Below are 26,839 nucleotides of genomic sequence, written 5' to 3'. Positions count from 1 at the left end.
GGGAGAGATTTGTGTCGCAGAATCAAGCATCCAGCCCGGCCGATGCCAAACCGGCCACCGCCGCGAGCCGTATTGCGGCACTGATTCCCGGCATTCTCCTCTGCGTTTTGGTCGCCGGTATTTCGGCGCTGCTCGAGCGGGCGGAACTCGGCGTCTTCGAGCATCCTTATGTCGAGGCGCTGGTGATGGCGATCCTGCTCGGGATGGCCTTGCGCAGCTTCTGGAAGCCCGCGCCGCGTTGGCAGGCCGGCATCGCCTTTAGCGCCAAACAGCTCCTCGAAGTCGCGGTCATGCTGTTGGGGGCCTCCATCAGTTTTGCCGCCATTGCCGCCTCAGGCATCGCGCTGCTCGCGTCGATCGCGGCCGTCGTCGTGATCGCGCTCTGCGTCTCCTTCGGGCTCAGCCGCATGCTCGGACTGTCGACACGGCTGTCGATCCTGATCGCCTGCGGCAATTCGATCTGCGGCAATTCGGCGATTGCGGCTGTGGCGCCGATCATAGGTGCCAATAACGACGAGATCGCATCCTCCATCTCCTTCACTGCCATCCTGGGCGTGATGATGGTGCTGGGCCTGCCGCTGTTGATTCCGCTTCTGCAATTGTCCGCCACGCAATACGGCATTCTCGCTGGCCTGACCGTCTATGCGGTCCCGCAGGTGCTGGCGGCGACGGTGCCGGCCGGACTCGTCTCCACGCAAATCGGCACGCTCGTGAAATTGATGCGCGTATTGATGCTTGGGCCGGTCGTCGTCGGCCTCTCGTTGGTTGCCTCGCGCTGGCACAGCGATGCCAAGAAGACCAATGTCGGCTTCTTTCGGCTTGTGCCGTGGTTCATCCTCGGCTTCCTCGCGCTGGCGACCCTGCGCTCCCTGGAGATCGTGCCGGCCACGGTGGTCGGACCGGTGACGAAGATCACCGGCTTTCTCACCGTGGTCTCCATGGCCGCCCTCGGCCTCGGCGTCGACGTGCGCGTGTTGGCGAATGTCGGGGGCAGGGTGACAGCAGCCGTGACGCTGTCGCTGATGCTGTTGCTTGGCGTCAGCATTGCACTGGTGCATTGGTTCAAGTGACAGCGCGTGCCGCCTCTCTGGACATCCCGCGCCAGACGTTTATTGGTCTTCGCTAATGTGACCGGCCAGCGTTCAACGCGGCCGATCCGAAAACAGCGAGGACGCGGCCATGACGACATTAACGGTTAAAGACCTTCTCCCCGAGGACGGCACGCGGGGAACGCTGGCCGGCCGCGTCTGGCTGCCGCAGGTGAATGGCCCCGCCGTCGTCGCTGTACGTGGTGACGGCGTCTTCGATGTTACCGCAGAGTTTCCCACCATCAGTACGCTTTGCGAAGCGGACGATCCAGCCAACGCGCTTAGGGCGGCCAAGGGTGAGAGGATCGGCGATCTCGAGGCGATCGTCACCAATACGCCGCCGGACCAGCGCGATCCTCAAAAACCGTGGCTGCTTGCTCCCGTCGACCTCCAGACTCTGAAAGCCGCCGGCGTCACCTTTGCGATCTCGATGCTGGAGCGCGTGATCGAGGAGCGCGCCAAGGGCAATCCGGCTTCGGCCGAAGCAATCCGCAAAGAAGTGACGCGGCTGATCGGCGATGATCTTTCGAAGCTCAAGCCCGGCTCCGACCAGGCGATGCATCTGAAGCAGGTGCTGATCGACCAGAACGCCTGGAGCCAGTATCTCGAGGTCGGCATCGGTCCCGATGCCGAGGTCTTCACCAAGGCGCCGACATTGTCGTCGGTCGGCACGGGCATGGATGCGGGCCTGCATCCGAAATCGACCTGGAACAACCCCGAGCCGGAGCTCGTGCTGTTCGTCTCGAGCCGCGGCAAAATCGTCGGCGGCGCGCTCGGCAACGACGTGAACCTGCGCGACTTCGAGGGCCGCTCGGCGCTGCTGTTGTCGAAGGCCAAGGACAACAACGCCTCCTGCGCGATCGGCCCGCTGCTGCGCCTGTTCGACGATACGTTCTCGCTCGACGATGCGCGCAAGCTGGACATCAGTCTGAACGTCAAGGGACAGGACGGTTTCGTCCTCAACGGCCATTCCTCGATCAGCAAGATCAGCCGCGATCCGACAGATCTCGTCGAACAGACCATCGGCAAGGTGCATCAATATCCAGATGGTTTCGTGCTGTTCCTCGGCACGATGTTCGCTCCCGTCGAGGATCGCGATGCGCCGGGACAGGGCTTCACCCACAAGCGCGATGACATCGTCACGATCGCCGCGCCCCAGCTCGGCAAGCTCGTCAACCGCATGCGCACCAGCGACGAGTGCGAGCCGTGGACGTTTGGAATCGGTGCGCTGATGAAGAACCTGGCGCAGCGGAAGCTGATTTAGCGCCCCTGCGTTTCGATTTCGCATAAGCGAATTTGCAGAAGGTCGTCATGCCCGGGCTTATCCCGGGCATTCACGTCCTTTGTCCCGGTGGGTCAGGCGTGGATGGTCCGCACAGGCCCGGCGGCGGCAGCCGAGCCGTATAATTTCCTTCATCTACCCGTTGTATCGGCGGAACAAAATCCCGCTGAGCGTGTCGTCTGCGCAAAGCCCGCATCCCTCCTCCTTCATCCCAATAGTAAAATAATATGACTATACGGGGCTAGATTTCCGTGAAATAGTGCCTGTCGCTGGCTCGAAGGCTGGCCTGCGGGTGCCATGCTACCAACCGGCCCCCCCAGATAAACATCTTGGGAGACACGCCTGATGACCCTCAAAGCCCTCTTTGCGGCCAGCGCCACGACCGCGTTGCTGCTCGCCCTGCCGGCGAATGCCGCCGAGCTCACCATCGGCTTCTCGCAGATCGGATCGGAATCCGGCTGGCGCGCGGCCGAGACCTCGGTCTCCAAGCAGGAAGCCGCCAAGCGAAAGGTCAATCTCAAGATCGCCGACGCGCAGCAGAAGCAGGAGAACCAGATCAAGGCGATCCGCTCCTTCATCGCGCAGAATGTCGATGCGATCTTCCTTGCGCCTGTCGTCTCGACGGGCTGGGATTCGGTGTTGAAGGAAGCCAAGGAGGCCAAGATCCCGGTCGTGCTGCTCGACCGCGACATCGATCCCTCGGGCAAGGATCTTTATCTCACCGCTGTCACCTCCGACAGCGTGCACGAAGGCGAGGTGGCCGGCGACTGGCTGGCCAAGACTGTGGGGACGAAAGCCTGCAACATCGTCGAATTGCAGGGCACGGTCGGCGCGAGCGTCGCCGCCAACCGCAAGAAGGGTTTCGACACCGCCATCGCCAAGCACGCGAACCTGAAGGTGGTGCGCAGCCAGACCGGCGACTTCACCCGCGCCAAGGGCAAGGAGGTGATGGAGAGCTTCATCAAGGCCGAAGGCGGCGGCAAGTCGATCTGCGCGGTCTACGCGCATAATGATGACATGATGGTCGGCGCGATCCAGGCGATGAAGGAAGCCGGCCTCAAGCCCGGCAAGGAGATTCTCACGGTCTCCATCGATGCCGTCCCCGATATCTTCAAGGCGATGGCCGCGGGCGAGGCCAATGCGACTGTCGAGCTGACGCCGAACATGGCCGGCCCCGCGCTCGATGCGATTGCGGCTTTCAAGGACAAGGGCACGGTTCCGCCGAAGTGGATCCAGACCGAATCCAAGCTCTATACCGCCGCCGACGATCCGCAGAAGATCTATGACAGCAAGAAGGGCCTCGGTTACTGAGGCGGATGCCGGTCGGACCGCGTCTTGCGGTCCGACCGCGCGCTTCGAATCTGCTGCGCGAACGAATAGGCTGGGTGACCGCATCGTTAGCGGGCATTGCCGGGAGTGACGTTGTCATGGAGAACAGCCCCGATCCTGCTCCGGCCCTTCTGGAGGTGCGCGGGATCAGCAAAAGCTTCGGTGCTGTGCGAGCGTTGCAAGAGGTCGACTTCACGCTTCGCGCCGGCGAGATCCATGCGCTGCTCGGCGAGAACGGCGCCGGCAAATCCACGCTGATCAAGGCGGTCACCGGCGTGTTCCCACGCGATACCGGCATCGTCAGGCTCGGCGGTGAAGAGGTCGCGCCGCGCTCGGCCAAGGCGGCGCTTCAGGCCGGCATCGCCACCGTCTACCAGGAAGTCAACCTGCTGCCGAACCTCTCGGTGGCACAAAATCTGTTTCTCGACCGCCAGCCGATGCGTTTCGGCATTGTCCGCGAGGGCGAGATGCGTCGCCGCGCCAACGCCTTGCTCGCGGACTTTGGCCTCGATATCGATGTCGCCGCGCCGCTCGGCAGCTATTCTGTCGCCGTGCAACACGTCACCGCGATCGCGCGGGCCGTCGATCTCTCCGCGCGCGTGCTGATCCTGGACGAGCCGACCGCGAGCCTCGACCGCCACGAGGTCGACATCCTTTTCGGCATCATGCGCCAGCTCGCCAAACGTGGCATCGGTATCGTCTTCGTCAGCCACTTCCTGGACCAGGTCTACGAGATCTCCGACCGCATCACCGTCCTGCGCAACGGCCGCCTGGTCGGCGAGCGCGAAACCGCTTCGCTGCCGCGGCTGGAATTGATCCGGATGATGCTCGGCCGCGAGCTGGCCGAGACCACCCGCGCACGGGCGTCTGCCACTGAGCACAAGGCGCGCGAGATCTGCGCGAGCTTCGAGAATTACGGCAAAGCCGGCTACGTCGCGCCGTTCAATCTCGAGCTGCGACATGGTGAGGTCGTTGGTCTCGCCGGCCTGCTCGGCTCGGGCCGGACCGAGACGGCGCGGCTGGTGTTCGGCGCCGAACGCGCCGATCGCGGCCAGGCGACGGTGGAGGGCGCACCGGTGCGGCTCCAGTCGCCGCGCGACGGTGTCCGCCACGGCTTTGGCTATTGCCCGGAGGAGCGCAAGACCGACGGTATCGTCGCCGAGCTCAGCGTGCGCGAGAACATCGTGCTCGCGCTCCAGGCCAAGCGCGGGCTGCATCGGCCGCTGTCGCGGCGCGAGCAGGACGAGATCGCGCGTCGTTACGTCAAGATGCTCGACATCCGCCCGGCAGATGCCGAACGCCCGGTCGGCCTGCTCTCCGGCGGCAATCAGCAGAAAGTGCTGCTGGCGCGCTGGCTTGCGACCTCGCCGCGGCTGCTCGTGTTGGACGAGCCGACCCGCGGCATCGATGTCGGCGCGCATGCCGAGATCATCCGCCTGATCCGCGAACTCTGCGACGATGGGCTGGCACTGCTCGTGATCTCCTCTGAACTCGATGAGATCGTGACCTATTCCGATCGCGTCGTGGTGCTGCGCGACCGCGCCCATGTCGAGGAGCTCGCGGGCGAGGCGATCGACGTCGGCAGCATTCTCGCGGCCATCGCCGCCGATGGCGCCGCGATCGCGCATGAGGGGCGGGCATGACAGCGCTGTTGCCGCGCCGCGGCCTTGCCCAGATCCTCGCGCTGATCGTCATCCTGGCGGTCGATCGCGTGGTGTCGCCGCAATTCTTCGACCTGCGTCTTCAGGACGGCCGGCTGTTCGGCAGCCTGATCGACGTGCTCAACCGCGGCACGCCGGTGGCGCTGCTCTCGCTCGGCATGGTGCTGGTGATCGCCACGCGCGGCATCGATTTGTCGGTGGGTGCGGTCATGGCGATCTCGGGCGCGATTGCGGCGAGCCTCGCCGACAGCCACGGTCTGCCGATCGTGCTGGGGGCTGCGCTTGGTGCCGGACTCGTCTGCGGCCTCTGGAACGGCTTCCTCGTCGCCGTGCTCGGCATGCAGCCGATCGTGGCGACGCTGATCCTGATGGTGGCGGGCCGCGGCATCGCCCAGCTGATTACCGAGGGGCGCATCGTAACTTTCTCCTCGCCCGATTTGGTGTGGCTCGGCAATGGCGCTGTGCTCGGCCTGCCGGTGCCGGTCGCGATTGCCCTTGGCATGCTGATCCTCACCGGCGCGGTGGTGCGCGGCTCGGCGCTGGGGCTGCTGATCGAGGCGACCGGTGGCAATGCGCGGGCGAGCGAGCTCGCCGGCGTCGGCACGCGCGCCATGATATTGTCGGTTTATGTCTGGTGCGGCGTCTGCGCCGCGCTCGCGGGCGTGATTGCAGCCGCTGATATTATGGGTGCGGATGCCAACAATGCCGGCCTCTGGCTCGAGCTCGACGCCATCCTCGCGGTCGTGATCGGCGGCACCTCGCTGTTCGGCGGCCGCTTCAGCCTGGTACTGGCCGTGTTGGGTGCGCTGATCATCCAAACCATGAACACCGGCATCTTATTGTCCGGCTATCCGCCGGAGTTCAATTTGCTGGTCAAGGCGGTGGTGGTGCTCGCGGTGCTCTTGCTGCAATCGCCGAAATTCGCCGGCATTGCCGGGACAGCCGCGCGACTGCGGAGGTCCAAAGCATGAAAGGCCTGCCGCCCGTCCTCATCACCGCCATCGTGCTGGTCGCCGGCTTTGCGCTCTGCGCGATGCAATTCCCCAACATTGCCTCGACCCGCGTGGTCGGCAATCTCCTCACCGACAACGCCTTTCTCGGCATCGTCGCGACCGGCATGACCTTCGTCATCATCTCCGGCGGCATCGATCTCTCGGTCGGCTCGGTGATCGGTTTCACGACCGTGTTCGTGGCGCTGGCCATCGAGCGCTGGGGCGTGCCGCCGCTGGTGGCCTTCGTCGCCATCCTCGTACTATCGGCAGGGTTCGGGGCTGCAATGGGCGCCGTGATCCACGTCTTCGACCTGCCGCCCTTCATCGTCACGCTCGCCGGCATGTTCCTCGCGCGCGGTGCGAGCTTCCTGCTCTCGACGGAATCGGTACCGATCACCGCGCCGGTCTACTCCACCATGTCGGACTTCGCGCTGCGGATGCCCGGCGGCGGACGGCTGACGGCCATCGCGATCATCATGCTGGTGATCGTGATCGGCGGCGCCCTGCTGCTGCATCTCACCCGCTTCGGCGCCAATGTCTATGCGCTCGGCGGCAGCCGGGCCACCGCGAGCCTGATGGGCGTTGCAGTCGGCAAGATGACGGTGAAGATCTACATGCTGTCGAGCCTGCTCGCTGGCATCGCCGGCATTGTCTTCTCCTTCTACACCAGCGCCGGCTATTCGCTCTCCGCGGTCGGCGTCGAGCTCGATACCATCGCGGCCGTCGTGATCGGCGGCACGCTGCTCACGGGCGGCCAGGGATCGGTGTTCGGCACCTTCCTCGGCGTGCTGATCCAGGGCTTGATTCAGACCTACATCAATTTCGACGGCACGCTGTCGAGCTGGTGGACCAAGATCGCGACCGGCATTCTGCTGTTCGCCTTCATCGCCTTGCAGCAGGGACTGGTCGCGCTGGCACGACGGCCGGTGAGGAAGAGTGCAGGAGCAACCTCATGACCTCACGCATCGTCGTCATCCCGACGCGGCGGGCCCACTCCAACCATGCGGAGGTGGCCCGCTCGATCGGCGTCGATATCATCGCCGGCCGCTATGCGGAGGGAACGCGGCTGCCCGGCGATGCCGAGATGATCGCGATGTTCGGCGTGTCGCGGCCGGTGCTGCGCGAGAGCGTCAAGACGCTGGTGGCCAAGGGGCTGCTCACCACCAAGGCGCGCGTCGGCACCGTCGTGCGCGAGCGCGGCGCCTGGAACATGTTCGACGCCGACGTGCTGGCCTGGCATCTGGACGCCGGCATCGACAAGCGCTTCCTCAACGACCTCGCCGAGATCCGTCTCGCCGTCGAGCCGCGCGCCGCCGTTCTCGCAGCTATGCACCGGTCCGAAGACGACGTCGCTGAGCTCCGTCGCTGCATGGATCGCATGCGGCTTGAAGCGTCGGACTCCGTCGGCTTTGCCGATGCCGACCTCGCGCTCCATGTTGGGGTGGCGCGCGCCTCCGGCAATCTGTTCATGCGCTCGATCGGGCATGTCATCGAGGCAGCGCTGCGCGCCTCGTTCCTGCTGAGCGCCCCGGTCGCGCCGGAGGACCGCGACACCGTGCTGCTCTGGCATCAAAAGATCGTCGATGCCATTGCAGCGGGGGATGCTGACGGCGCCTCGGAGGCGATGGTCTACGTCATTCACAACGGCATGAGCCGGCACGAACACACTGTGATCGAGGCCGCGCCGGCGGATCCGCTGCCACCTGCGAATACTGGAGAGCAAGCGTGACCGAACTTCGCATCGCCATCGTCGGCTTCGGCAAGATCGCGCGCGACCAGCACCTCGATGCAATCGCCGCGACACCGGATGCGACGCTCGCGGCTGTCGCCAGCCGCAGCGCCTCGCTGCCGGGGCTGCCGCATTTCGCCACCATCGAGGAATTGCTGGAGAAGGGGCCGCCGATCGACGCAGTGTCGCTCTGCACGCCGCCGCAGGTGCGCCGCGCCCAGGCGGCCGCGGCGCTCGCCGCCGGCAAGCATATCATGCTGGAGAAGCCGCCCGGCACCGGCGTCGCCGAGCTCGATCCGCTGATCGCGATGGCAGCGGCGGCGAAGCGGACGTTGTTTGCAACCTGGCATTCGCGCTACGCGCCGGCGGTCGAGCCGGCGCGGCAATGGCTCGCCGAGCGCCGCATCGCCACCGTGCACATCAGCTGGAAGGAAGACGTCCGCGTCTGGCATCCCGGGCAGGGCTGGATCTGGGAGCCGGGCGGCCTCGGCGTGTTCGATCCCGGCATCAATGCGCTGTCGATCCTGACCACAATCCTTCCGCAACCCGTGTTCGTCACCGCGGCCGAGCTGGCCTTTCCGGCCAACTGCCAGGCACCGATCGCGGCGAACCTGACGCTGACTGACATCGACGGCCTGCCTATCAGTGCCGAATTCGACTTCCGCCAGACCGGGCCGCAGAGCTGGGATATCCTCGTGGAAACCGATCAGGGCCAGTTGACGCTGTCCGGTGGTGGCAGGCGGATGGCGATCGACGGCAAGACCGTTGCCGAGGCGCCCGATGAGGAATATCGGGAGCTGTACCGGCGCTTCGTCGATCTCGCTGCGACCGGCGCGAGCGATGTTGACCTGGCGCCATTGCGTCTCGTCGCCGATGCCTTCCTGCTCGGCAAGCGGTCGATCGTCGAACCATTTGTGGACTGACAATGGCTGGCTCGAGAATCACAAGAGACGCTTTCGGAACACTGCCGGACGGTCGCGCGGTCGAGCGCGTCGTGCTGCGCGGGGAGGGCGGCTTCGAAGCGCGCATCATCACTCATGGCGCGGTGATCCAGGCGTTGATCGCGCCGGACGCTAAGGGCGGCTATGACGATGTCGTGCTCGGCCACGATGCCTTCCCTGGCTATCTCGCCGAACGAAAGTTCCTCGGCGCCACGGTCGGCCGCTACGCCAACCGCATCGCCAACGGGCAGTTCTCGCTTGACGGCGAGACTGTGCAGCTCGCCGTCAACAACGGCCCTCATGCGCTGCACGGTGGCCTCGATGGCTTCGACCGCAAGCTCTGGGAGATTGCGGAGATCGACGAGAGCGCCGAGCCCGCGGTGACGCTCACCTATGTCAGCCCGCATGGCGAAGAAAATTATCCGGGCCGGCTCGATGTGCGCCTGACCTATCGCATCACCGGTCCGACCGAGCTGTCGCTGAGCATGGAGGCCTGCACGGACCGGCCGACGATCGTCAATCTCACCAACCATAGCTTCTTCAATCTGGAGGGTGCGACGTCGGGTACGCCCATCCTTGATCATGAGCTGACGGTCGCCGCCGAGCATTTTCTCGCGATCGATCCCACGGCCATTCCGCTGCCGGAGCCGCCGCGTCGCGTTGCCGGCACGCCGTTCGACTTCCGCGAAGCCCGACGCGTCGGCGAGCGCATCCGCGACAGCGATCAGCAATTGCGCAACGGCAGAGGCTACGATCACACGTACTGTCTCGCGCGTGACGGCAAGCTTGCTTTCGCGGCCCGGCTGGAGGCGCCGCGCTCGGGGCGCATCATGGAGTTGTTCACCGATCAGCCCGGCCTGCAGGTCTATTCCGGCAATTATCTCGATGGCACGATCTCCGGGAAGGGTGGCAAGCTCGTCCGGCAGTCGGACGCGATATGCCTGGAGCCGCACATCTGGCCTGACGCGCCGAACCGGCCGGATTTCCCGAACCCGCGGCTCTCACCCGGCGAGGTCTATCGCCATCACACGGTCTATCGCTTTTCGGTGAGGACGCCATGATGGAAGAGGTGCCGACGTCTGTGCTCTCGGATCATCCTTGCCATCTCGGCGAGGGGCCAACCTACGACGCGACCACCGACACGGCCTGGTGGTTCGACATCCGCGAAGGGCTGCTGTTCGAGGCGCAGCTCGGCGGAGGTGGCGTCCGCGTCCATGCGCTCGGCCGGATGGCGAGTGCGCTCGGCAGGATCGACGCCGAGCGTCAGCTGATCGTCGCGGAAGACGGCCTCTACGTCCGCGAGCTCGCTGACGGCATGATGACGCTGCTCTGCCCGCTCGAAGCCGACAATCCGGCGACGCGCTCCAATGACGCGCGGGTGCATCAGTCCGGCACGTTCTGGATCGGCACCATGGGCCGCAAGGCGGAGCCGGGGGCAGGCGCGATCTACGCGTTTCATCGCGGCAAGATCTCGCTGCTGTTCCCCCGCATCAGCATTCCCAACTCGATCTGCTTCTCGCCGGAGGGCACCATTGGCTATTTCGCCGACAGCGCGCGGGCTGTGCTCTACGCCGTGCCGCTCAATCCCGGGACCGGCCTGCCGCGCGGCGAGCCGGAGGTGCTGCTGCGCCACACCGGCATCGGCGGCCTCGACGGTTCGGTGTGCGACGCCGACGGGCAGATCTGGAACGCCTGCTGGGGCGCGGGCCGCATCGATATTTACTCTCCGCAGGGCGAGCGCCTGCGCTCCTTGAGCGTTCCAGCGAAACAGGCGAGTTGCCCGGCTTTCGTCGGCCCCGATCTGTCGCGTCTCCTCGTTACCTCCGCCTGGCAGGACATGGACACGGCGGCGCGTGCTGCCGATCCGCAAGCAGGCCACACCTTTCTGCTGGAGGCGTCCGCGCGTGGTCGCGCGGAGCCCGACGTCAAGCTCGCATAGGAGACCCGAAGCAACCGACCTCTGTCCTCGAAACGAAAGAACAGTCTGACACCCAAAGGGAGTGAAACATGCTGAAACTGAAGACGACATTCCTCGCGCTCGCGCTGGCCGGCGCTGCCACGATGGCCACAGGCGTCGCCGCCTTTGCTCAGAAGGCGACAGTCGGCATCGCCATGCCGACCAAATCCTCGGCGCGTTGGATCGACGACGGCAACAACATGGTCAAGGTGCTGAAGGAGCGCGGCTACAACACCGACCTGCAATATGCCGAGGACGACATTCCGAACCAGCTCTCGCAGGTCGAGAACATGGTGACCAAAGGCGCGAAGGCGCTGGTGATCGCCGCGATCGACGGTACCACGCTCTCCGACGTGCTCAAGCAGGCCAAAGCCAAGGGCATCACCGTGATCGCCTATGACCGCCTGATCCGCGGCACGCCGGATGTCGACTACTACGCGACTTTCGACAATTTCCAGGTTGGCGTGCTCCAGGCGCAGTCGATCGAGCAGGGGCTCGGCCTCAAGGAAGGCAAGGGACCCTTCAACATCGAGCTGTTCGGCGGCTCGCCCGACGATAACAACGCCTACTTCTTCTACAACGGCGCCATGAGCGTTCTGAAGCCCTACATCGATAGCGGCAAGCTCGTCGTCGTCTCCGGCCAGATGGGCATGGACAAGGTGGCGACGCTGCGCTGGGATGGCGCCACCGCGCAGGCCCGCATGGACAATCTGCTCAGCGCCTATTACGGCAACAAGAAGATCAATGCTGTGCTGTCGCCCTATGACGGCATCTCAATCGGCATCATCTCCTCGCTGAAGGGCGTCGGGTACGGCAGCGCGGACCAGCCGATGCCCATCATCTCCGGCCAGGACGCCGAGGTGCCCTCGATCAAGGCGATGCTGCGCGGCGACCAGTATTCGACCATCTTCAAGGACACCCGCGACCTCGCCAAGGTGACCGCCGATATGGTCGACGCGGCGCTCGCCGGCAAGCAGGTCACCGTCAACGACACCAAGACCTACGAGAACGGCGTCAAGACGGTGCCGTCCTATCTGCTTAAGCCGGTCGTGGTCTACAAGGACAATTGGGAGAAGGTGCTGGTCGACAGCGGCTACTACAAGAAGTCGCAGTTCCAGTAGGCTCTGGCTTGCTCAGTCATTCCGGGGCGATGCGAAGCATCGTACCCGGAATCTCGAGGTTCCGGGTTCGCCCTTTGGGCTGCCCCGGAACGACGGTGAACTTTCCAAGGACACTATCCGATGACCGCCATGCTGGAGATGCGCAACGTCAGCAAGAGCTTTGCCGGTGTTCAGGCGCTGCGCGACGTCAATTTCGCGGTTCACGCCGGGCAGATCCACGCGCTCGTGGGCGAGAACGGCGCCGGCAAGTCGACGCTGATGAAAGTGCTGAGCGGGGTCTATCCGCACGGCAGCTACGAGGGGACTATCGTCTTCGAGGGCGAGGAGCGGCGCTTCCGCGACATCAACGATTCCGAGGCGCTTGGCATCATCATCATCCATCAGGAGCTGGCGCTGATCCCGCTGATGTCGATCGCCGAGAACATCTTCCTGTCGCATCCGCCGTCGAAGCTGGGGGTGATCGATCGCGACGAGGTCTACCGGCGCACGCGGGAACTGCTTGCGCAGGTCGGCTTGAAGGAATCGCCGGATACGCTGATCACGGATCTCGGCGTTGGCAAGCAGCAGCTGGTCGAGATCGCGAAGGCGCTGTCCAAGCGGGTGCGGATGCTGATCCTGGACGAGCCGACCGCGAGCCTCAATGAGGCCGATAGCGCCGCGCTGCTCGAACGGCTGATGACATTTCGCGAGCAGGGTATCGGCTCGATCCTGATCTCGCACAAGCTGAACGAGGTCGCAAAGGTCGCCGACCACATCACTGTGCTGCGCGACGGCCGCACGGTCGACAGCATCGATTGCCATGCCGAGGCGATCCAGGAGGATCGCATCATCCGCAGCATGGTCAACCGCGATCTTGCCCATCGCTTTCCGGAGCGCAGCGCGAAAATCGGGGAACCCGTGCTCACCGTCGAGAACTGGTCGGTCTATCATCCCGTCCATCCCGAACGGCAGGTGATCAAGACCGTCAATTTCAGTGTCAAGCGAGGCGAGGTCGTAGGCATCGCCGGCCTGATGGGAGCCGGCCGCACTGAATTCGCCATGAGCCTGTTCGGCCGCTCCTGGGGCACCACCATCAGCGGCAGTCTCCGGCTCGAGGGCAGGGAGATGATGCTGCCAAACGTCGCGGCCGCGATCGATGCCGGCCTTGCCTATGTCACCGAGGATCGCAAGCAGCTCGGCCTCATCCTCGCCGACGACGTTCGCAAGAACATTACGCTGGCGAGCCTCGACCAGGTCGCGCCTGGCCGTGTGATCGACGACATCGCAGAGCTCAAGGTCGCCAGCGACTACCGCAACCGGATGCGGATTCGCTGCTCCGACGTCTACCAGGAGACAGGCCAGCTCTCCGGCGGCAATCAGCAGAAAGTGGTGCTGTCGAAATGGCTGATGACCGATCCGAAGGTGCTGATCCTGGACGAACCGACGCGGGGCATCGACGTCGGCGCCAAGTACGAGATTTACTGTATCATCAACGAACTGGCGGAAGCCGGTCGCGGCGTCGTCGTGATCTCCTCGGAAATGCCCGAGCTGCTCGGCATCTGCGACCGCATCTGCGTCATGAACGACGGCGCCTTTGTCGGGGAGTTTGGGGGATCCGAGGCGACGCAGGAAAAGATCATGCGCGCCATCATGCGCAACGAGAGAAGCAACGGGAGCGGCGCTCGTGCGGCCGCGGAGATGGGAGGATCGCAGCCATGACCGACAAGACGGTGTCGCTGCCCGAGGAGCGCCGGCACGGCAGCTTCATCAAGAACAACTTGCGCAGCTACGGCATGCTGATCTCGCTGGTGGCGATCATGCTGTTCTTCCAGGTCGTCACTGGCGGCACGCTGCTCCAGCCGCTCAACCTGACCAATCTGGTGCTCCAGAACAGCTACATCGTCATCATGGCGCTGGGCATGCTGCTGGTGATCGTCACCGGCCATATCGACCTTTCAGTCGGCTCGGTCGCGGGCTTCATCGGCGCGGTGGCCGCCGTGCTCATGGTGACCTACAAGATCGACTACACGCTCGCCTTCATTGCCTGCCTCCTGATTGGCGCCGCCATCGGCGCGGCGCAGGGCTATTGGGTGGCCTATTTCAAGATCCCGTCCTTCATCGTCACCTTGGCGGGCATGCTGGTGTTCAAGGGCCTCGCGCTCGCGGTCTTGCAGGGCCAGTCGCTTGGACCGTTCCCGGCGACCTTCCAGAAATTGTCGTCGGGGTTCATTCCTGAACTGCTTCCGGAGGCCGGCACGCTGCATCCGACCTCCATGCTGATCGGTGCGGTGCTCGCGCTCGGCCTGGTCTATGCCAGCGCCAAGGGACGGTCGCGCGAGCAATTGCATGGCATTGAGGTCGAACCTTATGCGTTCTTCCTGGGCAAGAGCGTTCTCTTGGCCTGCGCCGTGCTCTATTTCACCTATCTGATCGCCTCGCATCGCGGTCTGCCGAATGTGCTGGTCATTATGACGGCGTTGATCGCGCTCTACGGCTTCGTGACCCGGCGCACCGTGATCGGCCGGCAGATCTATGCCGTCGGCGGCAACGCCAAGGCGGCAAGCCTGTCGGGCATCAAGACCGAGCGGCTGACCTTCCTCACCTTCGTCAACATGGGCGTGCTCGCCGCGCTCGCCGGCCTCGTCTTCGCCGCGCGCCTCAACACCGCGACCCCGAAGGCCGGTCTCGGCTTCGAGCTCGACGTCATTGCCGCCTGCTTCATCGGCGGCGCCTCGGCCTATGGCGGGGTGGGCCGCGTCGGCGGTGCCGTGGTCGGCGCCATGATCATGGGTGTGATGAACAACGGCATGTCGATCCTCGGCATCGGTATCGACTACCAGCAGGTCATCAAGGGCCTAGTGCTGCTCGGGGCGGTGTGCATCGACGTGTATAATCAGCGGCGGTAAGCTCGCGGCGAAGAACGTTGGGTGGGCAAATGGCGCCAAAGCCAATGCCAACGATTCTCGCGATCGATCAGGACTGCAGCACCGGTACCAATCCGTAGCGCAGCATCGTCTCCTTCATCTTTGCCGGATCGGGTGTGCCGGCGGCGAGCAGGGCCGCCATTTCCTTGAAATATTGCGGGCCAAGCACGCCGGGGGTGAGTGTGCACAGGCAGGTCGCCGGCCGGGGTGAACGGTTGGTGAAGCTGTGCACCACTCCGCGCTTGATGAACGCGGTCTCGCCCGGCGCCACGTCGACCTCCGTTCCGTCGATCCGCCAGGTCGAGATGCCGCTGAGTCCATAGATCGTTTAGTCCCAGCGATCGTGATAGTGAGGGATCGGCATGCGCGCGTTCGGTTGGAGGGTCATTTCGAACAGATCGAGGCTGCCGGCGGTGTCGTCCTTGCTCCGCAGAAAGATTAGCTGCAGCGCACCAAGATTGATGATCTCAGGCATGGCAAACTCATTGGGTCGTGTGCGGTCGCGAACCTTACCGCGTTCCGGCAATGGGCCAAAGCGCTCTGGCGATCCCATGATCTGGGTGACGCAATTGCGCAATCCTACGTCCCGACCCTGTTCCGCCGCGGCGGCTGCGTATCCTCGGCAGCATCAAGCGTTTGCCGGCGGCGCGCTGCCGGCGATCGACCGGCAGGTGGCGCATTGAGGCGCCGACCGCGCCGGGAGGGTTTGCAGCTGAGCTATTGCTCATCCGGTGGGTATATGATCGAATGGCTGGATGCACCAGGGCCGGCCGAAACCCGATCTGATCATCTTCGACTGCGACGGCGTGCTCGTCGACAGCGAGCTGTTGAGCTGCCGCTGCCTGTCCGAAGTGCTGGCCGAATTCGGCTTCGCGCTCAGTGAGGCGCAGGCACTCGAACTCTTTCTCGGGCGGAGCACCAAGGCGATCGAGCAGCATTACCACGATCTCGGGCAAACCGTGCCGGACGGCTTCCTGCCGCGATTGAAGTCGCGCGTGCTCGAGACGTTTGCCGCCTCGCTCGAACCGATCCCCGGGGTTGGGGCGGTGGTGTCGGACCTGACGGTGCCGTTCTGCGTGGCTTCCTCGAGCGATATCGATCGCGTATCGCTCTCGCTCGACGTCACCGGCCTCAAGCCGCTGTTCGACGATCGCATCTACACGGCCCAGATGGTTAAGCGCGGCAAACCGGCGCCCGACCTTTTCCTCCACGCGGCCGAGAAGATGCGCATACCGCCCGCGCGCACATTGGTGATCGAGGACAGCGTCAGCGGCCTGCAGGCGGGCAAGGCGGCGGGCATGACCGTCTGGGGATTTGTTGGCGGAGGCCATTACAGCACCCGGGACGGGCAGGCTATATTGTCGGCCGCCGGGGCCGATCGGGTTTTCGAGCGCATGAGCGATTTCTGGAAGGACGTCTGACGCCTGCCATGGCCGCCGAGAATGAGAAATCGAGGCTCGACGACGCCGCGCGCGCCGGCTGGCTCTATTTCATTGCCGGTCATACCCAGGACGAGATCGCAAAGATGCTCCAGGTCTCGCGTGCCTCGGCGCAGCGGCTGGTCTCGCTCTGCCTCGCCGAGCGGCTGATCACGTTTCGGCTCGAGCATCCCATCGCCGCCTGCATGGAACTGGCGGCGCGCCTGAAGCAGCGCTTTGATCTGGTTCATTGCGAGGTGGTGCCGGCCGACCCTGCGGCGCCGCAGGCTACCGCAGGCATCGCCGAGCGTTGCGCCAACCTGCTCGATTCCACGCTGCGCTCGGAGACGCCGGTCATCGTCGCCCTCGGCACCGGACGGGCGGTGCGCGCCGCGGTGGAGCGCGTCACGCCGATCGACCGGCCCAATCATCAGATCGTCTCGCTGGTCGGCAACATCTCCGCCGACGGGTCGGCGAGCTTCTACGACACCGTCGGCCGGCTCGCCGACCGTACTGGCGCGCGGCATTATCCGATGCCGTTGCCGTTCCTGATGTCGTCGGAGGACGAGCGCAACAAGATGGTCCGCATCGAGCCGATCGCCAAGGTGAAGGCGGTCGCGGCCAAGGCGGACCTTCGCCTCGTCGGCATCGGCCAGATGGACCAGAAGGCGCAGGTCCATGTCGATGGCTTCGTCACCCGCGATGAATTGTTCGAGATGATGCGGTTAGGTGCCATCGGCGAGATCACCGGCTGGGCCTATGATTCCAACGGTCGCCTGCTCAAATCCGGCACCAACAAGCGCCTGACCAGCATCCCGCCGGAAGTCCCGGCCAAGACCACGACGATCGGCGCCGCGATCGGCGCCCCCAAGGTGCCGGCGATCGCGGCCGCGATGAACGGACGGCTGATCAACGGCCTGATCACGGACGAGGCGACGGCAAGGGCGATCTTGGAGCGGTAGGCGGCTCGGCCCTCTCGCGTCAGCGAAGCGGCCGCTCTCTCCGCCCACACCCCTGTCATCGTCCGCGCAGTGTTTAGACCGGACAGATCACTGACAGGTGTTCGGAGACATAGATGCCCCGCCTTCGCGGGGAATGACAGCTGAGAGTGAAGCGACACCTCGCACCCCTCCCGCACCGCAGCACTCATAAGTTGCCGAAACTCTCGTGCGCCTGCTTGACAAGCACCGCGCGTCCGTTGAACATACGCCCAACGCGTGGGCATATACTCAAAAGCGCGACTCTAGGGAGGTCTCCGTGAAACACGTCCTCGGCGCCGTCTGCGGCGCGTCTTGCCTGCTGCTGGCCATCCCCGCGATGGCCGAAACGACCCTGACCATCGCCACCGTCAACAATGGCGACATGATCCGCATGCAGGGGCTGACGGGTGAGTTCACCAAGAAGAACCCTGACATCACCGTGAAATGGGTGACGCTGGAGGAGAACGTGCTGCGCCAGCGCGTCACCACCGACATCGCCACCAAGGGCGGTCAGTTCGACGTGCTGACCATCGGCACCTACGAGGTGCCGATCTGGGCCAAGAAGGGCTGGCTGGTGCCGCTCGCCAATCTCGGCGCCGATTACGACATCGCCGACCTGCTGCCGAAGATCAAGGATGCGGTCTCCGCCGACGGCAAGCTCTACGCCGCGCCGTTCTACGGCGAGAGCTCGATGGTGATGTACCGCACCGATCTGTTCGAGAAGGCCGGCCTGAAGATGCCGGAAAAGCCGAGCTGGGATTTCGTCATTGATGCCGCCAAGAAGCTCACCGACAAGAGCGCCGGCGTCTACGGCATCTGCCTGCGCGGCAAGGCCGGCTGGGGCGAGAACATGGCGTTCCTGTCGGCCATGGCCAATTCCTACGGCGCGCGCTGGTTCGACGAGAAGTGGGAGCCGCAGTTCAATACGCCGGAATGGAAGGCGACGCTGACCACCTACGTCAATCTCATGAAGGAAGCCGGTCCTCCCGGCGCAAGCTCCAACGGCTTCAACGAGAACCTGGCGCTGTTCAACGCCGGCAAGTGCGCGATGTGGATCGACGCCACGGTCGCGGCATCTTTCGTCACCAATCCGAAGGAGTCCAAGGTCGCCGACAAGGTCGGCTTCGCGCTCGCGCCCAACACCGGGCTCGGCAAGAATGCCAACTGGCTGTGGGCCTGGAATCTCGCGATCCCCGCCGGCTCCAAGAAGACGGAAGCGGCCGAGAAGTTCATCGCCTGGGCCACGAGCAAGGACTACACCAAGCTCGTCGCGTCGAAGGAGGGCTGGGCCAACGTGCCGCCGGGCACGCGGACCTCGCTCTACCAGAACGAGGACTATCTGAAAGTCGCCCCCTTCGCCAAGCTGACGCTGGCCTCGATCGACGCGGCCGACCCGAACAAGCCGACGGTGAAGCCGGTGCCATACGTCGGCGTGCAATACGCCGCGATCCCCGAATTCCAAGGCATTGGCACCCAGGTGGGCCAGCAATTCTCGGCCGCGCTTGCGGGATCGATGACCGTCGATGCCGCGCTCACCGCCGCGCAATCCGCGACCGAGCGCGAGATGAAGCGCGCCGGCTACATCAAATGAACCCGAGCTCTCCCACCTGAGCTCAAACTGGCGGCCATCCGCCCATCCCCGGATGGATGGCCGCCTTACTTCCCGAAAGGAGAAGTCAGGGATGGCAACCCGGCAGACGCGATTTCTTGCGCGCTCGCTTCTGACGCCGGCGGTTGGGCTGCTATTCATCTGGATGATCGTCCCGCTGGCGCTGACGATCTACTTCTCGACCCTGCATTACAGCCTGCTCGATCCCGGCTCGGAATCGTTCGTCGGGCTGGAGAATTTCCGCTACTTCCTCACCGATCCCGCCTTCCTCGCCTCGCTCCAGAACACGCTGGTGCTGGTCGGCTCGGTGCTGGCGCTGACCATCCTGCTCGGTATCCCCCTTGCGCTGTTGATGGACCAGCCGGTGATCGGACGCAATTTCGTGCGGCTGATGGTGATCGCGCCGTTCTTTGTGATGCCGACGGTGAGCGCGCTGGTCTGGAAGAACCTGCTGATGCATCCGGTGTCGGGATTGTTCGCCTGGCTCGCTTCACTGTTCGGCCTGACGCCGATCGATTGGTTCAACGATGTGCCGCTGTTTGCGGTCATCCTGATCGTGACGTGGCAATGGCTGCCGTTCGCGACGCTGATCCTGCTCACCGCGCTGCAATCGCTCGACGAGGAGCAGAAGGAAGCCGCCGAGATGGATGGCGCGAGCGCCCTCTCGACGTTCATCTACATCACGCTGCCGCATCTGGCCCGTCCCATCACGGTGGTGATCCTGATCGAGACCATCTTCCTGCTGACGGTGTTTGCCGAGATCTTCGTCACCACCGGCGGCGGACCGGGCCTGCAAACCACCAACATCGCCTTCCTGATCTATTCGCAGGCGCTGATCCAGTTCGACGTCGGCAGCGCCTCGGCAGGCGGCCTCGTTGCCGTGGCGATCGCCAACGTCGTCGCTTTCTTCCTGGTCCGCATCGTCGGTCGCAATTTGGAGGCCTGACATGGCACGGATGGCGACGACGCGGCGAGTGGCGATATCGACGGCAGCGGCCTGGCTGTTCGGATTTCTGATCTTCTTCCCGATCCTGTGGATGGTGCTGGCGAGCTTCAAGACCGAGCTCGAGGCCTTCGCCATCCCGCCGTCCTTCCTGTTCTTCCACTGGACCACGGAAAACTATGCGACCGTGCAGGAGCGCAGCGACTATCTTCTCCACGCGCTGAACTCGATCATCATCGCTGGCGGCTCGACGTTGATTGCGCTTTTGATTGCCATCCCTGCGGCTTGGTCGATGGCGTTCTCGCCGACCAAGCGCACCAAGGACATCCTGCTCTGGATGCTCTCGACCAAGATGATGCCGCCGGTCGGCGTGCTGGTGCCGATCTACCTGATCTACAAGTCCTTCGGCCTGCTCGATTCCCGCATCGGCCTCGTCTTCATCCTCTGCCTCGGCAATCTGCCGATCGTCATCTGGATGCTGTTCACCTATTTCAAGGAGATCCCGCGCGATATCCTCGAGGCCGCGCGCATGGACGGCGCCACCATCGGCCGCGAACTCGTCTACGTGCTGACGCCGATGGCGATCCCGGGGCTCGCATCGACGCTGCTGCTCAACCTGATCCTCGCCTGGAACGAGGCGTTCTGGACGCTCAACCTGTCGACCTCGAACGCCGCGCCGCTCACCACGTTCATCGCGTCCTATTCGAGCCCGGAAGGGCTGTTCTGGGCAAAGCTGTCGGCGGCCTCCACGCTGGCGATCGCGCCCATTCTCGTCCTCGGTTGGTTCAGCCAGAAGCAGCTCGTGCGCGGGCTCACCTTCGGCGCGGTGAAGTAGAGGGACTGCCGGATCATGGGTCAGATCACACTTCAGGGCGTGCAAAAATCCTTCGGCCCCGTGCACATCATCAAGGGCGCCGATCTGGACATCGCCGACGGCTCCTTCGTGGTGTTCGTCGGTCCCTCCGGCTGCGGCAAGACCACGCTCTTGCGCCTGATTGCCGGGCTCGAGGACGTCTCCGGCGGCAAGATCCTGATCGACGGCAAGAACGTGGTCGACACGCCGCCTGCCAAGCGCGGTCTCTCGATGGTGTTCCAGTCCTACGCGCTCTATCCGCATATGAGCGTGCGCGGCAATATCGGCTTCGGCCTGAAGATGGCGGGCCTTGCCAAGGATGAGATCAACCGCAAGGTCGAGGCGGCGGCCGCGACGCTGAATCTCACGCCCTATCTCGACCGCAAGCCGCGCGAGCTCTCCGGCGGCCAACGCCAGCGCGTCGCGATCGGCCGCGCCATCGTCCGCGAGCCCAAGGCGTTCCTGTTCGACGAGCCGCTCTCGAACCTCGATGCAGCGCTGCGGGTGCAGATGCGCATCGAGGTGACACGGCTCCAGAAGCAGCTCGGCACCACCGCGATTTACGTCACCCACGATCAGGTCGAGGCCATGACCATGGCCGACAAGATTGTCGTGCTCAACGGCGGCAAGATCGAGCAATATGGCTCGCCGCTGGAGCTTTATGAGCGGCCGGCCAATCTCTTTGTCGCCGGCTTCATCGGCTCGCCCAAGATGAATTTCGTAACCGGCGAGCTCGCCAAGCAGCAAGGCGCGGCCACCATTGGCGTGCGTCCGGAGCACCTCAAGATCGAGCGCGACGGCGCCGGCGGCTGGCAAGGAACGATCTCGGTCGCCGAGCATCTCGGCAGCGATACCTTTCTCTACGTCGATGCCGGGTCGCTCGGCATGCTGACGGCGCGCTACATCGGCGAATTGAGCCTGCACGCCGGTGATCGCGTGTCGCTGGTGCCGGACCCCGCGCGCATCCACCGCTTCGACGATGGCGGCAACGCGCTTCGAAGCTAACAAGAAACGGCAAGAAAACGGGAAGACGATCATGTACCTGGACAAATTCAAGCTGAACGGCAAGAGCGCGTTCATCACCGGCGGCGGGCAGGGCATTGGCCTTGCTTGCGCCGAAGCGCTGGCTGAGGCCGGCGCCAGGGTCGTGATCGGTGATCGCGACAGCAAGGTCGCCGACAGCGCCAAAGCCACCCTGAAGGCCAAGGGCTACGACATCGAGACCGCGATCATGGACGTCACCGATACCAAGCGCGTCGCGGAGGTCGCAAACGACCTCGTCGCCCGCCACGGCAAAGTCGACATCCTCGTCAACAATGCCGGCATCGCGCGCAGCGAGACGCCGGCCGAGACCGTCACCGACGAGCACTGGCTCAACGTCATCGACGTCAACCTCAACGGCACCTTCTGGTGCTGCCGCGAGTTCGGCAAGCACATGTTGAAGGCCAGAAGCGGTGCCATCGTCAATGTCGGCTCGATGTCTGGCTTCATCGTCAACAAGCCGCAGGAGCAGTGCTTCTACAACGCCTCCAAGGCCGGTGTGCACCATCTCACCAAGTCGCTCGCCGCCGAATGGGGCGCCCGCGGCATCCGCGTCAACGCGGTGGCGCCGACCTATATTGAAACGCCGCTCAACGCCTTCGTGAAGAGCAACCCGAAAATGTACGACGCCTGGATCGGCGGAACCCCGATGGCGCGGATGGGGCAGGTCGAGGAAATCGCCTCCGTCGTGCTGTTCCTCTCGTCCGAGGCCGCAAGCCTGATGACCGGCAGCATCGTGCTGGTGGATGGCGGCTACACTTGCTGGTAGGCTTGCGTCAAGACTGACGAAGCGACCGGAGCGACAATGCCGCGAGCGTATATCGGCGTCGACGTGGGGACCACAAGCACGCGGGCAGGGGTGTTTGACGAAGCGGGCACGCTGCTCGCTATGGCGCGACATCCGATCCGGACCTGGCACGAGGCCGGCGATATCGTTGAGCAGTCGTCCCAGGACATCTGGGACGCCTGCGCGACATCGGTACGCGCGGCGATGACGGAAGTTGGCATCACGCCCGATAGCGTCCGTGGCATCGGTTTCGATGCCACCTGTTCCCTAGTGGTCCTCGATAGGCAAGGCGAGCCACTCACGGTCAGTGGCTCCGGGGATAAGCAGCGCAACGTCATCGTCTGGATGGACCACCGCGCCACCGCCGAGGCGAGGCTGATCAACGAGACCGAGGATGCCGTGCTGCGCTATGTCGGCGGCTCGATCTCGCCCGAGATGCAGATGCCGAAGCTGCTGTGGCTGAAGCGGCATCTTCGCGCGAGTTTCGACGCCGCGGGTCACTTCTTCGATCTGGCTGATTACCTGGCCTGGCGCGCGACCGGCTCGCTCCAGCGCTCGACTTGCACCGTCACCTGCAAGTGGAACTACCTCGCACATGATGGCGGCTGGAGCGCGCCATTCTTCAAGCGCATCGGCCTGTCGGACTTCGTCAGCGAGACCTACGCGCGCATTGGCACCGAGATGGTCGCCCCCGGCACGCGGCTCGGTGCCGGTCTCACCCCCGCCGCGGCGGCCGAACTGGGCCTGTCGCCGGGCACGCCGGTCGGGGCGTCGCTGATCGACGCGCATGCGGGCGGCATCGGTGCGATCGGCGGCCGCGACGGCTCGGGCGGAGCAGCAGACGCATGCGATCGCCTCGCCTACATCATGGGGACGTCGGCCTGCATCATGGCGACCACGAAGGAACCCTGTTTCGTGCCCGGCGTATGGGGACCTTACTACTCCGGCATGGTGCCGAACTTATGGCTCAACGAGGGCGGCCAGTCGGCCGCGGGCGCCGCGATCGATCACCTCCTCAGGTCGCATCCGGGTTTTGGCGAGGCGAGCGCGGCGGCGCGTAACGAGCGCCTCGACCTCATCGACTTCCTCGAGCGCCGCATCATCGCGCGCGCAGGCGATGCCAGCCGCGCCGCGCTGCTCGCGCGTGACGTGCATGTGCTTCCCGAATTCATCGGCAACCGTTCGCCCTACGCTGATCCTGACACGCGCGCGGTGATCGCCGGCCTCGATCTCGACACCGACATCGCTTCGATGGAGCGGCTATTCGTCGCCGGCCTGTGCGGGCTCGCCTATGGGCTTGCCGAGGTGATCGAGGCCTTTGCCGCGCATGGCGTTCGCTCCAGCATGATGATCATGGGCGGCGGGGCCAGCCGTAGCCCGCTGGTGCGCCAGATCATGGCCGATACGACCGGCCTCACGGTCGCGCTGCCACAGACCAAGGAGCCGGTGCTGCTGGGCGCCGCGATGCTCGGCGCAGTGGCCGGCGGCGCCTATGCCTCGATCGGCGAGACCATGGCAAAAATGTCGGCGTTGGGACGCAAGAGCGAGCCGACCGCTCCCGACATGGCGGCGTTTCACGCCCGCAAGCGCGAGATCTACAAGCTGCTGCGCGACGTCGATCGCGGCAGCCGCGCGGCGATGCGCGACATCGCGAGGGGTTGAAACGGATGCTGATTGCCTGTGGCGATGCGCTGATCGATTTCGTGCCGACGCGAAGCACTGAGGGACGTGAAGCGGTAATACCCGCGGTCGGCGGCGCCTGCCTCAACGTCGCCATCGGCATGGCGCGGCTGGGGGCGCCGACAAGTTTCGTCGGAGGCATCTCGACCGACTTGTTCGGCCGCATGATCGCAGACCATACCGCGGCCTCGCATGTGGATCTCAGCTTCGCCACCCGCAGCGATCACCAGACCACGCTTGCCTTCGTCCGCATCGTCGCGGGCGAGTCGCATTATGCGTTCTATGATGCCGAGACTGCGACGCGGAACTGGAGCTATCGGCGCGGATCGATTCCGTTCGGTAAGGTCGAAGCCCTTCATGTCGGTTCGACGACGCTGGTCAACGACCACGGCGCGGCGGAGACGACTGCATTGGTCGCGGACGCGCGGGCGTCATCAACCATCTCCTTCGATCCGAACTGCCGCCCTAATCTGGTTAAGGAGAAGCCGGCCTATCTCGCGCGCATGGCCGGCTTCGCTGCCAGCGCCGATCTCATCAAGATGTCCGACGTCGACTTCACCTATCTCTTCGGAGACGAGCCATATCAACAACGCGCGAGCGCGCTGCTGGGGCAGGGTACGAGCCTCGTCGTCATCACCCGCGGCAACGACGGCGCGGTCGCCTGGCACGCGGGCGCAGGACAGATCGAGGTCGCCGCGCCCAAGGTCGAGGTGGCCGACACGATCGGGGCCGGCGACAGCTTTCAGGCGGCGCTGCTGTTCGCTCTGCACAAGCAGGGTCGCATTGCCCGGCAAACGTTGAAGGACATCCGTGCCGACGAGCTCCGCCGCGCGCTGTCCTTCGCCGCCAATTGCGCCGGCCTCACTTGCACCCGTCCGGGCGCCGATCCGCCCTGGAGCCACGAGGTGAGTTGGAGCTTGTAGCGAATGCCAGCCCTGCGGTTGCCGCGATTCGGTGGACAATGGTTATGCGCCCGCGGAAATGGACAGGATAGACCCGAGCTGGCAAGGTCCGAGCGTCCATGACGCGGGCCTTCGATATGAGCAATGATCCCTGTTTTTTGTCTGCCACTGAACTGCGCGGCCTCATTGCCGGGAAGCGGATCTCGCCGGTCGAGATCGTCCGCGCCGTGCTTGCGCGCGCCGAGGCGCTCCAGGGCGAATTGAACTGCTTCATCACCCTGTGCGGCGACCAGGCGATCGCAGAGGCGCGCGAAGCCGAGCGCAAGATGATGGCCGGCGAGCCCCTCGGCCTGCTGCACGGCATCCCCGTCACCGTCAAGGATATCGTCAACACCAAGGGTGTGAAGACCACCTTCGGCGCCGTTCCCTACAAGGACAATGTGCCGAACGAGGATGCCGTCGCGGTGGCGCGGCTGCGCAGTGGAGGCGCGATCCTGATCGGCAAGACCACGACGGCGGAATTCGGCAGCAAGTGCCTGACGGACTCGCCCTTGTTCGGCCGCACCCGCAACGCGTGGGATGCGCGCCGTTCCTCCGGCGGCTCCAGCGGCGGCGCGGCGGTTGCCGTTGCGAGCGGCATCGCGCCGCTTGCAATCGCGACGGACGGTGGCGGCTCGACGCGGATTCCGGCCGCCTGCAACGGCGTGGTCGGATTGAAGCAGAGCAACGGCGTGATCCCGCACAGCCAGGCGCTCGATGTGTTCGGTAACCAAACCTATGTCACGCCGACCACCCGCACGGTGGCCGACACAGCACTGATGATGCAGGCGATGGCCGGCGAGGATGCTTGCGATCCCTGGTCGATCGGCGTCCCCGTGCCTGATTTCATCGGCACCGCCGCCCCGCGCGGCGATCTACGCGGGCAGAAAATCCTATTCTGTGCTTCGCCGCCCGGACGTCCAGTGTCGTTAGACGTCGCGGCCAGCTTCAAGGCGAGCCTTGATCGGCTGGCGGAGCTCGGTGCCGAGCTTGAAGAGTTCTCCGGCGACGGCTTCGACATAGAGCCGATCTGGCGCGCCATCAACCACACGGTCTGGCGCACGCGCTTTGCAAAGCTCGCCGCCGAGCATGGGGACGAGCTGAGCGAGGCCTTTCTCAAGCAGCTTGCGCTCGCAAGCGAGGTCAGCGGCGTCGAATACCAGGAGGCGATGTTCGTGCGCACCGCGCTGTTCCGCCGGGTGCAATCGCTGCTTGCGCGCGGGCACCTGCTGGCAATGCCGACACTGACGCGCACGGCGCTGCCGATCGAGCAGGATTTGTTTGGCACCATCGAAATCGACGGGGCGCTTTTCGACAGCGTCCGGCCGCATTGGTTCCCCTGGACCATGCTATTCAACATGACCGGGCATCCCGCCGTCAGCCTACCCTGCGGCTTCGGCCGCGACGGCCTGCCGATCGGGCTGCAGCTCGTCGGCCGCTTCCGCGGCGATGCCGAATTGCTGCGCGTGAGCGCGCTGTTCGAGGCTTCAAGTGACCTTCTGTCCCGCTGGCCGGCCTGAGCCGACGGGCATGCAGCAAAGGGCTTGCCTCCGGCGCCCGGACATGTTGATCGTGCCTGGTAGC

The 26,839-nt window shown here is 64.7% G+C and carries 25 protein-coding genes; 23 read left to right on the top strand and 2 right to left on the bottom strand.

Going from position 1 to position 26,839, the window contains the following annotated elements:
• The first annotated feature begins 11 nt into the window (after positions 1-11).
• The 13 genes from IVA98_RS14940 (at position 12) to mmsB (ending at position 14,985) form a co-directional block, all read left to right on the top strand.
• A complete protein-coding gene (locus IVA98_RS14940) occupies positions 12-1,070 on the top strand; it encodes a YeiH family protein (RefSeq protein ID WP_247306198.1) in 1,059 nt (352 codons plus the stop codon).
• A 109-nt stretch (positions 1,071-1,179) separates the two neighbouring features.
• On the top strand, positions 1,180-2,352 hold the full coding sequence (locus IVA98_RS14935) for a fumarylacetoacetate hydrolase family protein (protein ID WP_247306196.1): 1,173 nt from the start codon (positions 1,180-1,182) through the stop codon (positions 2,350-2,352).
• 363 nt (positions 2,353-2,715) lie between these two features.
• Positions 2,716-3,681: a galactofuranose ABC transporter, galactofuranose-binding protein YtfQ gene (gene ytfQ, locus IVA98_RS14930; RefSeq protein ID WP_247278231.1), complete on the top strand. Its 966-nt coding sequence runs from the start codon at positions 2,716-2,718 to the stop codon at positions 3,679-3,681.
• Positions 3,682-3,797: 116 nt separating this feature from the next.
• Positions 3,798-5,342, top strand: coding sequence for a sugar ABC transporter ATP-binding protein (locus IVA98_RS14925; protein ID WP_247306194.1), 1,545 nt, complete (start codon positions 3,798-3,800; stop codon positions 5,340-5,342).
• The gene (locus IVA98_RS14920) at positions 5,339-6,331 is read left to right on the top strand and encodes an ABC transporter permease (protein WP_247278229.1); all 993 of its coding nucleotides are present in this window, start codon (positions 5,339-5,341) and stop codon (positions 6,329-6,331) included. Before IVA98_RS14925 ends, IVA98_RS14920 begins: the two co-directional genes overlap by 4 nt.
• Positions 6,328-7,308, top strand: coding sequence for a galactofuranose ABC transporter, permease protein YjfF (gene yjfF / locus IVA98_RS14915; protein WP_247355155.1), 981 nt, complete (start codon positions 6,328-6,330; stop codon positions 7,306-7,308). The genes IVA98_RS14920 and yjfF overlap by 4 nt, the downstream gene beginning before the upstream one ends.
• On the top strand, positions 7,305-8,081 hold the full coding sequence (locus IVA98_RS14910; RefSeq protein ID WP_247306190.1) for a FadR/GntR family transcriptional regulator: 777 nt from the start codon (positions 7,305-7,307) through the stop codon (positions 8,079-8,081). Before yjfF ends, IVA98_RS14910 begins: the two co-directional genes overlap by 4 nt.
• Positions 8,078-9,004, top strand: coding sequence for a Gfo/Idh/MocA family protein (locus IVA98_RS14905; RefSeq protein ID WP_247355154.1), 927 nt, complete (start codon positions 8,078-8,080; stop codon positions 9,002-9,004). Before IVA98_RS14910 ends, IVA98_RS14905 begins: the two co-directional genes overlap by 4 nt.
• 2 nt (positions 9,005-9,006) lie before the next feature.
• Positions 9,007-10,083 carry an aldose epimerase family protein gene (locus IVA98_RS14900; protein ID WP_247306186.1) on the top strand — a complete coding sequence of 359 codons (1,077 nt, stop codon included), beginning with the start codon at positions 9,007-9,009 and terminating at the stop codon, positions 10,081-10,083.
• Entirely contained in the window at positions 10,083-10,961 is an 879-nt protein-coding gene (locus tag IVA98_RS14895; protein WP_247306283.1) for an SMP-30/gluconolactonase/LRE family protein, read from the top strand. The genes IVA98_RS14900 and IVA98_RS14895 overlap by 1 nt, the downstream gene beginning before the upstream one ends.
• Before the next feature lie 68 nt (positions 10,962-11,029).
• Positions 11,030-12,100, top strand: coding sequence for a multiple monosaccharide ABC transporter substrate-binding protein (chvE, locus tag IVA98_RS14890; protein WP_247306183.1), 1,071 nt, complete (start codon positions 11,030-11,032; stop codon positions 12,098-12,100).
• Between the two features lie 120 nt (positions 12,101-12,220).
• Entirely contained in the window at positions 12,221-13,798 is a 1,578-nt protein-coding gene (mmsA, locus tag IVA98_RS14885; protein ID WP_247306180.1) for a multiple monosaccharide ABC transporter ATP-binding protein, read from the top strand.
• Positions 13,795-14,985, top strand: coding sequence for a multiple monosaccharide ABC transporter permease (gene mmsB, locus IVA98_RS14880; protein WP_247278222.1), 1,191 nt, complete (start codon positions 13,795-13,797; stop codon positions 14,983-14,985). Before mmsA ends, mmsB begins: the two co-directional genes overlap by 4 nt.
• A gap of 67 nt (positions 14,986-15,052) precedes the next feature.
• On the opposite strand, the gene IVA98_RS14875 is transcribed toward mmsB, so the two are convergent.
• Both IVA98_RS14875 and IVA98_RS14870 read right to left on the bottom strand, forming a co-directional pair.
• Positions 15,053-15,328 carry a cupin domain-containing protein gene (locus IVA98_RS14875; protein ID WP_346657720.1) on the bottom strand — a complete coding sequence of 92 codons (276 nt, stop codon included), beginning with the start codon at positions 15,326-15,328 and terminating at the stop codon, positions 15,053-15,055.
• 3 nt (positions 15,329-15,331) lie between these two features.
• Complete coding sequence (locus IVA98_RS14870) at positions 15,332-15,478, bottom strand: cupin domain-containing protein (protein ID WP_247306175.1); 147 nt, start codon at positions 15,476-15,478, stop codon at positions 15,332-15,334.
• A 280-nt stretch (positions 15,479-15,758) separates the two neighbouring features.
• On the opposite strand from IVA98_RS14870, the gene IVA98_RS14865 reads away from it, so the two are divergent.
• From IVA98_RS14865 to IVA98_RS14820, 10 genes are all read left to right on the top strand, one after another.
• Positions 15,759-16,424 (top strand): HAD family hydrolase, encoded by a 666-nt coding sequence (locus IVA98_RS14865; protein ID WP_247306172.1) that lies wholly within the window; start codon positions 15,759-15,761, stop codon positions 16,422-16,424.
• A gap of 8 nt (positions 16,425-16,432) precedes the next feature.
• Positions 16,433-17,383, top strand: coding sequence for a sugar-binding transcriptional regulator (locus IVA98_RS14860; protein WP_247306169.1), 951 nt, complete (start codon positions 16,433-16,435; stop codon positions 17,381-17,383).
• Between the two features lie 295 nt (positions 17,384-17,678).
• Positions 17,679-18,992, top strand: coding sequence for an ABC transporter substrate-binding protein (locus IVA98_RS14855; protein ID WP_247333487.1), 1,314 nt, complete (start codon positions 17,679-17,681; stop codon positions 18,990-18,992).
• A gap of 91 nt (positions 18,993-19,083) precedes the next feature.
• Positions 19,084-19,956, top strand: coding sequence for a carbohydrate ABC transporter permease (locus IVA98_RS14850; protein ID WP_247355153.1), 873 nt, complete (start codon positions 19,084-19,086; stop codon positions 19,954-19,956).
• A gap of 1 nt (position 19,957) precedes the next feature.
• Positions 19,958-20,788, top strand: a complete 831-nt coding sequence (locus IVA98_RS14845; protein ID WP_247306166.1) for a carbohydrate ABC transporter permease — start codon at positions 19,958-19,960, stop codon at positions 20,786-20,788.
• A 15-nt stretch (positions 20,789-20,803) separates the two neighbouring features.
• The gene (locus tag IVA98_RS14840; RefSeq protein WP_247306162.1) at positions 20,804-21,811 is read left to right on the top strand and encodes an ABC transporter ATP-binding protein; all 1,008 of its coding nucleotides are present in this window, start codon (positions 20,804-20,806) and stop codon (positions 21,809-21,811) included.
• Positions 21,812-21,842: 31 nt separating this feature from the next.
• Positions 21,843-22,616 (top strand): SDR family NAD(P)-dependent oxidoreductase, encoded by a 774-nt coding sequence (locus IVA98_RS14835; RefSeq protein ID WP_247278215.1) that lies wholly within the window; start codon positions 21,843-21,845, stop codon positions 22,614-22,616.
• A 36-nt stretch (positions 22,617-22,652) separates the two neighbouring features.
• Entirely contained in the window at positions 22,653-24,296 is a 1,644-nt protein-coding gene (locus IVA98_RS14830) for an FGGY-family carbohydrate kinase (protein ID WP_247306159.1), read from the top strand.
• 5 nt (positions 24,297-24,301) lie between these two features.
• Positions 24,302-25,237, top strand: coding sequence for a carbohydrate kinase family protein (locus IVA98_RS14825; protein WP_247355152.1), 936 nt, complete (start codon positions 24,302-24,304; stop codon positions 25,235-25,237).
• 116 nt (positions 25,238-25,353) lie between these two features.
• A complete protein-coding gene (locus IVA98_RS14820) occupies positions 25,354-26,775 on the top strand; it encodes an amidase (RefSeq protein WP_247306279.1) in 1,422 nt (473 codons plus the stop codon).
• Positions 26,776-26,839 lie beyond the last annotated feature (64 nt).

Source organism: Bradyrhizobium sp. 160, from assembly GCF_023073735.1.
In the GTDB taxonomy this organism is placed as follows: Bacteria; Pseudomonadota; Alphaproteobacteria; order Rhizobiales; family Xanthobacteraceae; genus Bradyrhizobium.
This window is presented reverse-complemented; position numbering and strand designations above follow the sequence as displayed.